The 12,501-nt window shown below is 65.4% G+C and carries 14 protein-coding genes and 1 tRNA gene; 6 read left to right on the top strand and 9 right to left on the bottom strand.

Annotated elements, in window-relative coordinates:
- Positions 1 to 84: 84 nt before the first annotated feature.
- Together GGR44_RS03250 and GGR44_RS03255 are read right to left on the bottom strand one after the other, a co-directional pair.
- On the bottom strand, positions 85 to 1,227 hold the full coding sequence (locus GGR44_RS03250; protein WP_183953977.1) for a glycosyltransferase: 1,143 nt from the start codon (positions 1,225 to 1,227) through the stop codon (positions 85 to 87).
- Positions 1,220 to 2,092, bottom strand: a complete 873-nt coding sequence (locus tag GGR44_RS03255; protein WP_183953978.1) for an alpha/beta fold hydrolase — start codon at positions 2,090 to 2,092, stop codon at positions 1,220 to 1,222. Before GGR44_RS03255 ends, GGR44_RS03250 begins: the two co-directional genes overlap by 8 nt.
- A 37-nt stretch (positions 2,093 to 2,129) precedes the next feature.
- On the opposite strand from GGR44_RS03255, the gene GGR44_RS03260 reads away from it, so the two are divergent.
- From GGR44_RS03260 to GGR44_RS03285, 6 genes are all read left to right on the top strand, one after another.
- Positions 2,130 to 3,524 carry a protein adenylyltransferase SelO family protein gene (locus GGR44_RS03260; protein ID WP_183953979.1) on the top strand — a complete coding sequence of 465 codons (1,395 nt, stop codon included), beginning with the start codon at positions 2,130 to 2,132 and terminating at the stop codon, positions 3,522 to 3,524.
- Positions 3,525 to 3,564: 40 nt separating this feature from the next.
- A complete protein-coding gene (gene astD, locus GGR44_RS03265; RefSeq protein WP_183953980.1) occupies positions 3,565 to 4,998 on the top strand; it encodes a succinylglutamate-semialdehyde dehydrogenase in 1,434 nt (477 codons plus the stop codon).
- 22 nt (positions 4,999 to 5,020) lie between these two features.
- Positions 5,021 to 5,788, top strand: coding sequence for a 4-hydroxy-tetrahydrodipicolinate reductase (dapB, locus tag GGR44_RS03270; RefSeq protein ID WP_183953981.1), 768 nt, complete (start codon positions 5,021 to 5,023; stop codon positions 5,786 to 5,788).
- Between the two features lie 6 nt (positions 5,789 to 5,794).
- Complete coding sequence (nth, locus tag GGR44_RS03275) at positions 5,795 to 6,442, top strand: endonuclease III (protein ID WP_183953982.1); 648 nt, start codon at positions 5,795 to 5,797, stop codon at positions 6,440 to 6,442.
- A 140-nt stretch (positions 6,443 to 6,582) separates the two neighbouring features.
- On the top strand, positions 6,583 to 6,945 hold the full coding sequence (locus GGR44_RS03280; protein WP_183953983.1) for a hypothetical protein: 363 nt from the start codon (positions 6,583 to 6,585) through the stop codon (positions 6,943 to 6,945).
- Positions 6,946 to 7,046: 101 nt separating this feature from the next.
- Positions 7,047 to 7,123 (top strand) — tRNA-Arg (locus GGR44_RS03285).
- 844 nt (positions 7,124 to 7,967) lie between these two features.
- On the opposite strand, the gene GGR44_RS03290 is transcribed toward GGR44_RS03285, so the two are convergent.
- The 7 genes from GGR44_RS03290 to GGR44_RS03320 form a co-directional block, all read right to left on the bottom strand.
- Entirely contained in the window at positions 7,968 to 8,618 is a 651-nt protein-coding gene (locus tag GGR44_RS03290; RefSeq protein WP_183953984.1) for a MarC family protein, read from the bottom strand.
- Positions 8,615 to 9,259 (bottom strand): hypothetical protein, encoded by a 645-nt coding sequence (locus tag GGR44_RS03295; protein ID WP_183953985.1) that lies wholly within the window; start codon positions 9,257 to 9,259, stop codon positions 8,615 to 8,617. Before GGR44_RS03295 ends, GGR44_RS03290 begins: the two co-directional genes overlap by 4 nt.
- Positions 9,256 to 10,149 (bottom strand): bifunctional methylenetetrahydrofolate dehydrogenase/methenyltetrahydrofolate cyclohydrolase FolD, encoded by an 894-nt coding sequence (gene folD, locus GGR44_RS03300; RefSeq protein WP_183953986.1) that lies wholly within the window; start codon positions 10,147 to 10,149, stop codon positions 9,256 to 9,258. The genes GGR44_RS03295 and folD overlap by 4 nt, the downstream gene beginning before the upstream one ends.
- Positions 10,146 to 10,424 carry a DUF167 family protein gene (locus tag GGR44_RS03305; protein ID WP_246344281.1) on the bottom strand — a complete coding sequence of 93 codons (279 nt, stop codon included), beginning with the start codon at positions 10,422 to 10,424 and terminating at the stop codon, positions 10,146 to 10,148. The genes folD and GGR44_RS03305 overlap by 4 nt, the downstream gene beginning before the upstream one ends.
- A gap of 32 nt (positions 10,425 to 10,456) precedes the next feature.
- Positions 10,457 to 10,771: a YggT family protein gene (locus GGR44_RS03310; RefSeq protein ID WP_183953987.1), complete on the bottom strand. Its 315-nt coding sequence runs from the start codon at positions 10,769 to 10,771 to the stop codon at positions 10,457 to 10,459.
- A 102-nt stretch (positions 10,772 to 10,873) separates the two neighbouring features.
- The gene (gene argB / locus GGR44_RS03315) at positions 10,874 to 11,791 is read right to left on the bottom strand and encodes an acetylglutamate kinase (protein ID WP_183953988.1); all 918 of its coding nucleotides are present in this window, start codon (positions 11,789 to 11,791) and stop codon (positions 10,874 to 10,876) included.
- 26 nt (positions 11,792 to 11,817) lie between these two features.
- Complete coding sequence (locus GGR44_RS03320) at positions 11,818 to 12,450, bottom strand: queuosine precursor transporter (protein ID WP_183953989.1); 633 nt, start codon at positions 12,448 to 12,450, stop codon at positions 11,818 to 11,820.
- Positions 12,451 to 12,501: the final 51 nt, after the last annotated feature.

The following is a 12,501-nucleotide window of genomic DNA, read 5'->3' on the forward strand; positions in this document are numbered from 1 at the left end:
CAAGCATGACCCGACGCCACCCATGTGGCCAAAAACCATTCCTAGCAGCTTTCCGCCGCCGTTACGAACGCTTGGGGGCGCGCGTTAGCGGAAAATATCGGGTCTGGCCAGTGCTTCGCCATAAAGACGGGCATAGGCGTCGACCATTGCGCGCTCGGTAAAGTCCCGCTCCGCCCGCGCCCGGTTGGCGGCGCCCAAATGACGACGCAGCCCCTCATCCGCCGCCAGCCTCCCCAGCGCATCGGCAAGGCCATCGGCTCCCGACACGATAAACGGCCGGTTTTCCGTCGCCACCATATTGGCGACGTCGCCGACATCGGTCGACGCCACCGGCAGGCCCGCCGCCATGGCCTCCACCAGCGAGATGGGAAATTGTTCGCTGTCCGACGACAGCGCGAATATGTCGAACACGCCGACGAACCTCCAGGGATCGGCCATGAAACCAGCCATATGAAGGTCATCCAGGCCCAAAGCCCGCGCCTCGCGCATGATCGAGTCGCGTTCCTCGCCCTCCCCTACGACAACGAGTTGCAGGCGGTGCTTGTGCTGCGCGACGGCGCGCACCAGCCGCCGGATATTCTTGACCGGGCGCAGTCCCGCCAATGTGCCGACGATCAGCTTGCCCCGCGACCGGACAAGCCCCGGAATGGCATCCGGCGCGGGCTGCATGGCATAATGGTCGACGTCGATGCCGTTGCGGATCAGGCGCAGGCGCGAAGTCGGCTGACGCCAGGCGCGCAGCGCGATCCCCTCCAGCACGACAGACGGCACGACCAGCGCATGGACCCGCGCCAGCCCGAACCGGCGATACAGGTTTCGCCGGGTCTTCAGCCGGTCCACCTCGTCGATGTTGAAACCGTCCTCATGGTGGATGAGCGGCGGCAAATTCAGGGACCGCTTGAACAGGCGGTGGGCCACCACCCCATCCATGGCGCCCCAGTTATAACTGAGGATCAGGTCATATTCCGCCATGAATGTCGCGATGGCGCGCAGACGCGACAGCCGCATTGGCCCGATCAGCGGCACATCGGCAGGATAGTCCACCGCCACGGCCGCATCGATGGCGGCCCGCGCGCCCATATCGCCTGGCACGCCGCTCACTATGCTGTGCCGGGCCCGGTCGCCCCACACATTCATCAGGCGGATGGCGCGGGCCTCCTTGCCGCCCAGCGAAAAACTGCTGTGCAGATGGAGCAGCCGCGCGGGCCGCACGGCCGCATCAGCCATTGGCGCGCACACGTTCCAGCAGACGGTCGATCGCGGCAATCGCCTCGGGTTCGTCCAGCGCCGGGGCGTGCCCCACATCGGGCACGGTCGCGATTTCCGCATTCGGGCCGATTTCGCGCCCCATTCTCTCGGCCGTCTCGGCGCTCAGCAGGTCGGACAGGGCGCCGCGCAGCACCAGCGTCGGCGCACGGCCGAAAGCAGGCATAACCGGCCACATGTCGACCACCGCATCATTGCCGGCGGCGCGGAGCGGATCGGCTATCCGCATGTCATAATCGAGCACGATGCGCCCGGCATTGTTCAGCCGATAAAGCCGCTTGGCCATCGCCAGCCATTGGTCGAGGCCATAGCGCGGAAACGCGTCGCGATTTGCTTCCTCCAGCGCACGAGCGGCATGAACCCAACTGGGGTGCGTGCTCCCGACGCCGACATAGCTGCGGATGCGATCAAGCCCCTTTTCCTCAATCACCGGACCGACATCGTTCAGCACCGTGCCCGCCAGCCATTCCGGATGGGTCGCGGCGATCAACATGCCGATGACGCCGCCCAGCGACGTGCCGACCAGCACGAAGCGCGATATGGCGAGATCGGCCAGCAGGCGGCTGACATCCTGAAGATAGGTCAGCGGCACATAGGTCATCGGATCCTTGGCATAGGCGCTTTCCGCGCGCCCCCGCAAATCGGGGCAGATCAGCCGCCATTCCCCGGCCAGTCGACCGGCCAGCATTTCGAAATCGCGCGCATTGCGGGTCAGGCCGGGCAGGCACAAAATGGGCGGTCGACCGTCTTCCCCACCCGCATAATCGCGGTAATGCAGGCGAAGGCCATCGGGCGACCACCAATATCCGTCTTTGAACAGACTCAACCTTGATCCTTCCTGCCTGACACCCCCATATCGCGCCATGCACAATTCCCCGCAAGCTGCCAAATATATCCCGGCTCGGGACATCCTCGCCCTTGAACAGGACGTCGCCGATGCGGTGTCGCCTCAGCCCTTTCCCCAACATATATTGCGATTCCGTAATGATCGGGCGGCGTCGACGGTGGGGCTGGCCCATCTGGACGATGGCCGGTGGATCGAACATTTCGGCCGTTTCGCGCCCCTGCCGGACAATCTGCCGCACCCCCTGGCCCTGCGTTACCATGGTCACCAGTTCCGTCACTATAATCCCGACATTGGCGATGGCCGGGGGTTTCTGTTCGCCCAGTTGCGCGACGGCGGCGGGCGGCTGATGGATCTGGGCACCAAAGGGTCCGGCCAGACGCCCCATAGCCGCTCTGGCGACGGCCGCCTGACGCTGAAGGGCGCGGTGCGGGAAATATTGGCGACCGAAATGCTGGAGGCGCTGGGCGTCAACACCTCCCGGACTTTTTCGGTCATCGAAACCGGCGAGGCGCTGGAGCGGCATGACGAGCCGTCACCCACCCGTTCGGCGGTGCTGGTGCGGCTCAGCCACTCGCACATGCGCATCGGCACCTTCCAGCGCGCCGCCTATCTGGGCGATGTCCCCTTGCTGGAACGGCTGGTCGATTATGCCCTCACCCGCCTCTACGGCGAAACGCCCGGCGACAATCCGCCCGCGCAACTGCTGGGCCGGGTGGTCGAACGCACGGCCGACCTTGCCGCCAGCTATATGGTCGCCGGCTTCGTTCATGGCGTGCTCAACAGCGACAATATCAACGTCACCGGCGAAAGCTTCGATTATGGCCCGTGGCGCTTCACCCCGCGCTGGGACAATGGCTTCACCGCCGCCTATTTCGATCATCAGGGGCTTTACGCCTTCGGGCGCCAGGCCGAAGCCATTCATTGGGACGTCGCGCAACTGGCGGTGTCGCTGCGCCCGCTGGTGGAGGCCCCGCCGCTGATCGCTGAGCTGGAACGCTTCCCAGCCCTTTACGCCGATGCCCTGACGCGGCGCTTTGCCTGGCGACTGGGCATTGTGGCGGCCGACGATGGCGCGGCGCTGGTCGAGGCCGCCGTCATCGCCATGGCGGCGACAGCCACGCCGATCGACCGTTTCTTCATGGACTGGCGCGGCGGCGCGGCGCGCGATCCCGCCGCCTATGCCGACGACAACTGGTCGCCCCTGCGCGACATTTTGGCCAAGGCGCAGCCGGTTGACGACGGCGCGCATCCCTATTGGGGCGACCCCGCCCCCTGTTCCATGCATATAGAGGAGGTCGAAGCGATCTGGGCCGCGATCGACGAGCGCGACGATTGGGCGCCGCTTGACGCCAAGGTCGCCGCCATTCGCCGCATGGGCGCCGCTCACGGGCCAGCGCCCGCCATTCCCTGAACCCCTTTCAAACCCGCATTTTTTCGGCCATAGCAAGCCCATGTCCGCGACGCTGATTTCCATCGAACCCGCCACCGGCAAGCATTTGTGGGAAGGCGCCGTCAGCGACGTGGCGGTGGAGATTGCGCGCGCCCGCGCCGCCTGGCCCCGCTGGGCGTCGCAACCCATCGCCGTCCGCATCGAAACCATGCGCCGGTTCGCCAATGCCGTTCGGACGAAGGAAGACGCCCTCGCCGACCTGATCGCCCGCGAAACCGGCAAGCCGCTGTGGGACGCGCGAACGGAAGTCGCCGCCGTCATCAACAAGGTCGACATTTCCATCGCCGCCTATTCCGAACGCACCGGGCAAAAGCGGCTGGAGGCGGCCATGGGCGCGCGACAGGCGGTGCGGCACAAGCCCCATGGCGTGATGGCGGTGCTCGGCCCCTATAATTTCCCCGCCCATCTGCCCAACGGCCATATCGTGCCCGCGCTGCTGGCGGGCAACGCCGTGCTGTTCAAGCCGTCGGAAAAAACCCCGGCGGTCGCCGAAATGCTGGTGTCGCTCTACCATGAAGCGGGCGTTCCGGTCGATCTCGTCCGCCTCATCATCGGCGGCCCGGCGGAGGGCAAGGCGCTGGCCGCCCACCCCGACGTCAACGGCATATTGTTCACCGGATCGGCCCAGACCGGCATCGCCATCAACCGCCAGTTCGCGGCCCAGCCCGAAAAGATACTGGCGCTCGAAATGGGCGGCAACAATCCGCTGATCGTATGGGACACGCCCGAAATCGCCAGCGCCGCCGCGCTCGTCATCCAGTCGGCCTTTCTCTCCTCGGGACAGCGCTGCACCGCCGCCAGCCGCCTGATCGTGCGCGACAGCCTGGCAGACGCGCTGATCGCAGAGGTCAAGAAAATGGCCGACCGCCTCATTATCGACCATCCGCACGCCGATCCCGCGCCCTATATGGGTCCGGTGATCGACAATCAGGCCGCCGATGGCCTGACCGAAAGTTTCCTGTTCCTGATGAGCAATGGCGGCCGCCCGATCAAGCATATGGCCCGCCCCCATGCAGACCTGCCCTTCGTCACGCCCGCCATCATCGACGTGACGGCGATGAAGGAAAAGCCGGACATCGAATTGTTCGGCCCGCTGCTTCAGGTGATACGCGTGCCCGATTTCGCCGCCGCCATCGCGGAAGCGAACAATACCCGATACGGTCTGTCCGCCGCGCTGATCGGCGGCTCGCCGGAACAATATAACCAGTTCTGGTCCAACATCCGCGCCGGGATCGTCAACTGGAACCGGCCGACCAACGGCGCATCCTCCTCCGCCCCCTTTGGCGGCGTCGGCATTTCGGGCAATCACCGGCCCAGCGCCTATTATGCGGCCGATTATTGCGCCTATCCGGTGGTTTCGGCGGAAATCGAAACGCCGCGCGCCAGCCTGGGCGTGGGCTTGCGCGATATCGACACCAGCGCCATGGGCGATTGAAGCTTCAAGGGACAGAAAGATTATGACGGGCATCGGCATTTTCGGCGCGGCCGGGCGCATGGGCCGCGCCATCGCGCAGGCGGCGGGGGAACAGGGCGTCGCCATTGCGGGCGGCGTCGACCGGGCGGGCGATGGTGCGCCGCTCCTTGGCGACATGGCCATCGGCACCGACCCGCTGGCGCTGGCGGAGAGCGCAGGCGTGCTGATCGACTTTTCCGTGCCCGGCGCACTGGGGGCCCATCTCGAAGCCTGCATCGCCGCCAAAAAGCCCATCGTCATCGGCACCACGGGCCTTGAGCATGTCCATCACGCCCTGATCGACGAGGCGGCAACGCTCATTCCCGTCCTTCAGACCGGCAACACGTCGCTCGGCGTCAACCTGCTCGCCGCGCTGGTGGAACAGGCCGCCGCCAGCCTGGCCGACGATTGGGACATTGAAATCGTCGAAATGCACCACCGGCACAAGGTCGACGCGCCTTCGGGCACCGCGCTGCTGCTGGGCGAAGCGGCGGCGCGCGGGCGCGGCATTACGCTCGCCGATCACAAGGAAAGCGGCCGCGACGGCATCACCGGCGCGCGGGCGCGCGGCGCCATCGGGTTTGCGGCGCTGCGCGGCGGATCGGTGGCGGGCGACCACAGCGTGATATTGGCGACCGAGGGCGAAAGCATCGCCCTGTCGCATCGCGCGGAAAACCGCGGCATTTTCGCGCGCGGTGCCATTCGCGCGGCGCTTTGGCTGATGACGCAACCGGCCGGACGATACGACATGAAAGGCGTGCTGGGGCTCTGATCGTCGATGAACAAGGCGCAGATATTCGACTTTTTCAGCCGCCTGGCGGATCATGATCCAGCCCCCCGGACGGAACTGGAATATGGCAACGATTATCAGTTGCTGGTCGCGGTCGTCCTGTCCGCCCAGTCGACCGATGTCGGCGTCAACAAGGCGACCCGTGCGCTCTTCCGCGACGTCACGACGCCGGCGCAAATGGTCGCATTGGGCGAAGAGGGCCTCAAAGAGCATATCAAGACCATCGGCCTGTTCAACGCCAAGGCAAAGAACGTCATCGCCCTGTCGGACATACTGGTCCGCGATTTCGGTGGGCAGGTGCCGCAGGATCGCGATGTGCTGACCACGCTGCCCGGCGTCGGGCGCAAGACCGCCAACGTCGTCGTCAACACCGCCTTCGGGCAGGAAACATTCGCGGTCGACACCCATATCTTCCGCGTCGGCAACCGCACTGGCCTTGCCCCCGGCAAAACGCCGCTGGCGGTCGAATTGAAACTCGACAAGCGCGTGCCCCAACCCTTTCGCCGCGACGCCCATCACTGGCTGATCCTGCACGGCCGCTATGTCTGCAAGGCGCGAAAGCCCGAATGCTGGCGCTGCATCGTCGCCGATCTGTGCCGGTTCAGGGCCAAGACGCCGGAGCCGACAAAGGGTTGATCCTTTCCGACCCGTTATCGCGCCGTTCAGCATCGCTTTGCTATGCGCCGGTTTACGGATTTGCTGTATTGGCGCCGTCTCTTGTCAAAACAATTTGATGGAGAGTTCCCATGCCCCTCTCACGTTCCGCCCTCCCATTGATGGCCGCTGCCTTTATCGCGCTGCCCAGCGCTCCGGCCATCGCGAAAGACAAGAAGCCCGACGGCCTGGTCGCGACGGGCAAGCCCGTGGACTGCATCTCGTTGCCTTCCATCCGCTCAACCAATGTGCGGGACGACCAGACGATTGACTTCATCCTCAACGGCAACAAGGTCTATCGCAACACGCTGCCCAACAAATGCCCCAGCCTGGGCTTTGAAAGGCGATTTTCCTACCGCACCAGCCTGTCGCAACTATGCTCGGTCGACATCATCACCGTGTTGTACAGCGCCGGGCCGGGCCTGCAGCGGGGCCCAAGCTGTGGCCTGGGCAAATTTCAGCCCATGATCAAGGCGGCGAAATAGGGGCTCTGAAAATTTCGAACCGTTGAGCGCCAGCATCTTCAATTTGGTGCTGGCGCGCCGCGCCCCCCTTTGCTAAGCGGCGACCTCCGACCCGTCGGAACGCACCCATAGCTCAGCTGGATAGAGCGCTGCCCTCCGAAGGCAGAGGCCAGAGGTTCGAATCCTCTTGGGTGCGCCATTTTTTCCGCCATTTTTGAGCATAGCGCCCTGCATGGTTTCTGGCGCTGTGCAAGTCATGTGTAAATTGCCTCTCTAACTTGGCTGGTCACCATAGCTGAGACCAGCCTAGCACGGGGGGCATTGCGGGATGCAGCCTTGGCATAAGCTGCGAGCGGGTGGCCGGTGTTGCCATGCAATCCACCGGATAAGCGCCCGCTGGCGCCGCGCGACGTGGTAGACGGCAAGCCGGTGCCGAAAAGCGGCGGCTGGAATTGCGGCGCCAGTTTACTTAACCCTGAACCTTGAACACGCCCGCCCCAAATTGCCAGCCGCCGCAATCAATCCCCATGTCATCCGACCACTATCCCATCCGCATATGCACAATTCGACGCCTCCTGCACCGCCCATTGCAGCAGCTTCGCCACCCGGCGCCACAAACCCCACGCCAAAAATTCCCTGTCCTACAGCCCCGCCCCTCTGTTACGCCCTTCCCCGTCCGATCCGCATACAGCGTCAGGGTTGCGCGCGGTGTTGGACGCCTTGCAAGGGACGGGGAGTCCATCACCCCGATAAAATGGAGCGTTCGGCGCCGGGGGCGTGGACGCAGGAACAACAAAAGTGCCACGGACCACCGGGCGCGAACCCATACTGCCATTTCATGGCAGGGCCGGTTCGTAAGTCATTGTTTATATACCTTCAAATCGCCGCATCGGGAGTTTTCCCGCCCGTCGCAGCGATTTCGCCCGGCTCCGTCGGACGATAACATCACCCGGACCCGGCGCCGCGGGGCGGGCCGACCGGACCCACTTCACCGCCCGGACGGGTTTTCGTCCGGGCGGCTTTTTCCGTGGCTTTTTTTCAGATCAGGGCGTCAGGCCGCCATTACGCAGCACCGCAAAACTCGCCTTCAACCCGTCGATCACGAACTGCGCCGCCAGCGCCGCCAGCAACACGCCCAGCAGGCGGGTAATCACCGCCTCGATCTTCTTGCCCAGCATCGCCATCAACGGCCCCGCCGCCAGCAGCGACGCCAGCATCAGCACCAACGTCACCGCCACCGCCGCCAGCACCACCATGCGCTCGCTCAGCCCCTCGGCCCGCGCCATCAGCAGCATCACCGTCGCGATCGAGCCAGGCCCGGCGATCATCGGCATCGCCATGGGGAAAACCGACACATCTTCGACATGCGGTTCTTCGCTGCTGATCTTCTGCGCCCGGTCCTCGCGCCGCTGCGTGCGTTTTTCGAACACCATGTCCATGGCGATGATGAACAGCATGATGCCGCCAGCAATGCGGAAACTGTCGAGCTGAATGCCCAGCACGCCCAGCAACTGCTTGCCCCATAGCGCAAAGACCAGCAGGATCGCGGCGGCAATGCCGACCGCGCGGATCGCCATGGCGCGGCGATGGCCGGGCGTCGCCCCGCTGGTCAGGCTGGCGTAGATGGGCGCGCAGCCGGGCGGATCGATCACCACGAACAGGGTGACGAAGGCGGAAAGGAACAGTTCGATCATGGCGCGGCCACCCGGTCGTCGATCACATTTTCATAATCCTGCCCGGTCCACATCCGCACGACAATATGCCGCCCCTTGTCGGGCGCGACCTGCACGGTCCAGACCAGGCTGTCGTCGGGCGGCGGCGCGGCCTTGTCGTCCCCGGCCCGCTCCGCCGCGCCGGGCCCGCCGCCCCGGCAACAGGTCGCAACCTTGCCCACCAGAAATTCCGGCGCTTCCCTTGCGGTGCTCAGCGCATCGCCATGGTCCATGATCCATTCCCAGCGCCCCTTCTTGTCGAGCCGCCAGATGGTGGTGAAATAACCGACCGAGCCGTCGGGCCGGGTCCATCCGCCGGTGCTCGCCGCCAGCCGCCCGTCGCACGACACATAGACGCGGTGCGGCGTCCACTCGACGCTGCGCGGCGGATCGGCCCGCCCTTTCAGCCAGTCCCGCGCCATCACCCGTTCGGGCACGAACATCACCGCATCCTTCGCCGCCGTCTCGCGAAAGGCGGTCCATTGCCCCTTTTCCCGCGCCAGCCGGTTGAAGGCGAATTCGGCGGCGATCACCGCGCTCGGGTTGGGCTGCACCCGCATCGGCGGCCGCGCGGCGATCAGCGCCGTCGCGCCCAGCGCAATGAGGATGGCGCGGCGCGTCACAGGTCTGCTGGCGCGACCAGCCCGGCGCGGGCATGGGCGGCGACCAGCGTGTTGCGCAGCAGCACGGCGATGGTCATCGGCCCGACCCCGCCGGGCACCGGGGTGATGGCGCGGACATGGGGCAGCGCTTCGGCCGTGGCGACATCGCCCACCAGCCGGCCCTTGCCGTCCTCGGTATCGGCCAGCCGGTTGATGCCGACGTCGATCACCGTCGCCCCCGGCCTGATCCAGTCGCCCTTAACCATTTCCGCGCGCCCCACGGCGGCCACCACAATGTCGGCGCGGTGGACGACGCTGGCGATGTCGCGCGTGCGGCTGTGGGCGATGGTGACGGTGCAGTTTTCGGCCAGCAGCAATTGCGCCATCGGCTTGCCGACGATGTTCGACCGGCCGATCACCACCGCCTCCATGCCCGAAAGGTCGCCCAGCTCGTCCTTGAGCAGCATCAGGCAACCGAGCGGCGTGCACGGCACCAGCGCCTCCTGCCCGGTCGCCAGCAGCCCGGCATTGGTCACATGGAATCCGTCGACATCCTTGGCCGGATCAATCGCCGCGATCACCGCGCGCTCGTCAATATGGGCGGGCAGCGGCAACTGCACCAAAATGCCGTCGACCCGCTCGTCATGGTTGAGTTCGTCAATCAGCTCCAGCAGCTCTTCGGCGGAGATCCCGGCCGGGCGACGGAACTCCATGCTTTCCATGCCGACCTCGACGGTCATCTTGCCCTTCGACCGGACATAGACGGCGCTCGCCGGATCCTCGCCCACCAGCACCACGGCCAGCCCCGGCTTGCGCCCCGTCTCCTCGACAAAGGCGGCGACGCCTTCGCCCACGCGCGCGCGCAGCCCGGCCGCAAAGCCCTTGCCGTCGATGATCTTGCCGATGGTCATGCCAAATTTGTCCACTCGTTGATGCGGGCCATGATCGCCCCGTTCAGCGGCTCGCGCCCGCCGTCCGCTATGCGCAGCCGCTTTAGCCGGTTGGTGTCGCCCGACTCCAGCGAAATCGCACCCTTGGCCACGCCCAGCCTCTTCGCCATGACTTCGCGCCCCTTTTCCGGCACGGCCCGCACCCGCGCCGACAGCCAGACGTCGCCGCGCGCATCGCTGAACCGCCCGCCGACATCATCCTTCGCCGCACCCGGCGTCAACCGGACGCTCAGCAACAGGTCCGCCCCGTCGACGCGCCAGAGGTTACTCAGGCCGCCAGCCGCATCAATGCGCTGAACAGGTTCACCCGCACCGGCCCCTGCAGGATGATGACGATCAGCAGCACGACCATCGGCGACAGGTCGAGCGCGCCCAGATCGGGCAAAATCCGCCGGATCGGCCGGTAGAGCGGCTCCGTCATCCGGTCGAGCGCATAATAGCCGTTGCGCACCATGTCGTTCGACATGTTGATGATGTTGAACGCGATCAGCCAGCTCAGCACGGCCTGGATGATGATGATCCACCACACCGCTTCCAGGACGATATAGACGATGCCGTTCAGGGCGTTGAGAAATTCGAACAAGCTACCGGCCTTCCATGCTGCGCTGCCGCGAATAGGGGCCTTATCTAACCCCCACACCCGCCGGGGACAAGGGAGCCGCCCGGCTTAATCCACCAGCGACGGTCAGGCGTGGACCAGCGTGCCCGCGCCCTGCCGCGTGAAAATTTCCAGCAGCATCGCATGCGGCACCCGCCCGTCCAGGATGACGGCGGCGTCGACCCCGCCCTCGACCGCCTTCACGCAGGTTTCGAGCTTGGGGATCATGCCGCCGCTGATCGTGCCGTCGCCCTGCAAGACCGCGATGGCGGCGGGGTCGAGGTCGGTCAGAAGCTGCCCCTGCTTGTCCAGCACGCCCGCAACATCGGTCAGCAGGAAAAAGCGCGAGGCGTTGAGTTCCGCCGCGATCGCGCCCGCCATCGTATCGGCGTTGACATTATAGGTGTGGCCGTCCGCGCCAATGCCGACCGGGGCCACCACGGGGATGATCCCGTCTTCCGACAGCGTGTCCAATATGCGCCGATCGATCTTCACCGGATCGCCGACAAAGCCCAGGTCGACATTGCGCTCGATCCCCGAATTGGGGTCGGCCTCGCGCTTGCCCGCAACCTTCTCGCACAGCACAAGACCGCCGTCCTTGCCCGAAATGCCGACCGCGCGGCCGCCCGCGCCGGAAATCCAGCCGACAATTTCCTTGTTGATGGAGCCTGCCAGCACCATCTCGGCGATCTGCGCGGTTTCCGCGTCGGTCACGCGCAGCCCGCCGACGAATTTCGATTCGACGCCCAGTTTCTTCAGCATCGCGCCGATCTGCGGTCCGCCGCCATGCACCACGATCACCTTGATGCCGACCGCCTTCATCAGCACGACATCCTCGGCGAAATCGCGGGCCGCTTCGGGGTCGCCCATCGCATGGCCGCCATATTTGACGACAAAGGTCTTGCCCGCATAGCGCTGCATATAGGGCAGCGCCTCGACAAGGGTTTCGGCCTTCGCCAGCAGGGCGGGATCGGGGGCGTGCTTGCTGTTCATGGCCGCGCGCATAGGGCCAAAGGGCCGCTATCGCAAGATCAGCGGTCCAGCCGCCGCCCGATCGCCACCGCCAGCGAAATCAGCGGCGGCACCAGCAGGATCGACAGCACGACCTTCGTCGCCATCTGCCCGGCCATCAGGTCGATTATCGGCCGCTCGCCATAGAAGGAAATGGTGATGAACAGCACCGTGTCGACGATCTGCGATATGATGCTGGCGATCATGCCGCGCAGCCAAACCAGCTTCCCTTCACCCCGCGACAATTTGGCGAAGATCAGCACATTGAGCGTCTGCGACACGCCATAGGAAATCAGCCCCGCCATCATCATCCGCGCGCCCTGCCCCACGACGATGGGAAAGGCGTCGATGGCGGGCGGATACATGCCCGGATCATGCGGCAGGGCGATGACCAGATGGATCAACCCCGCCGACGCCAGCAGCGGCACGAAGCCCAGCCGCACCAGGCTGGTGGCGACCTTCTGCCCATGAAGCTCGGCAATGGCGCTCGACAGGATGACGAGCAGCAGGAAGGCGAAAATGCCCGCTTCCACCGCCAGCGGCCCCAGCGCGACCTGCTTCACGCCCAGCACGCCCGCAATGCAGACCATGCCGCCATAAAGGACCGAAAAGACGAAGAGAGAGCGCGAAAGCGGCGCGGCGGGGCTTGTCATCGCATGGACCTAACCACTTTGCGCGGCGGTGGGAAGAGGCCCGCCGTCGAG

Origin of the sequence: Sphingobium fontiphilum, from assembly GCF_014196635.1 — a bacterium.
Taxonomy (GTDB): Bacteria; Pseudomonadota; Alphaproteobacteria; order Sphingomonadales; family Sphingomonadaceae; genus Sphingobium; species Sphingobium fontiphilum.

Excerpts from the sequence above, each read along its gene's own strand:
- astD (WP_183953980.1), top strand. The coding sequence starts at position 3,565 with ATGTCCGCGACGCTGATTTCCATCGAACCCGCCACCGGCAAGCATTTG.
- argB (WP_183953988.1), bottom strand. The coding sequence starts at position 11,791 with ATGCGCGCGGCCATGAACAGCAAGCACGCCCCCGATCCCGCCCTGCTG.
- GGR44_RS03320 (WP_183953989.1), bottom strand. The coding sequence starts at position 12,450 with ATGACAAGCCCCGCCGCGCCGCTTTCGCGCTCTCTCTTCGTCTTTTCG.
- GGR44_RS03250 (WP_183953977.1), bottom strand. The coding sequence starts at position 1,227 with ATGGCTGATGCGGCCGTGCGGCCCGCGCGGCTGCTCCATCTGCACAGC.
- GGR44_RS03290 (WP_183953984.1), bottom strand. The coding sequence starts at position 8,618 with ATGATCGAACTGTTCCTTTCCGCCTTCGTCACCCTGTTCGTGGTGATC.
- dapB (WP_183953981.1), top strand. The coding sequence starts at position 5,021 with ATGACGGGCATCGGCATTTTCGGCGCGGCCGGGCGCATGGGCCGCGCC.
- folD (WP_183953986.1), bottom strand. The coding sequence starts at position 10,149 with ATGACCATCGGCAAGATCATCGACGGCAAGGGCTTTGCGGCCGGGCTG.
- nth (WP_183953982.1), top strand. The coding sequence starts at position 5,795 with ATGAACAAGGCGCAGATATTCGACTTTTTCAGCCGCCTGGCGGATCAT.
- GGR44_RS03280 (WP_183953983.1), top strand. The coding sequence starts at position 6,583 with ATGGCCGCTGCCTTTATCGCGCTGCCCAGCGCTCCGGCCATCGCGAAA.
- GGR44_RS03260 (WP_183953979.1), top strand. The coding sequence starts at position 2,130 with ATGCACAATTCCCCGCAAGCTGCCAAATATATCCCGGCTCGGGACATC.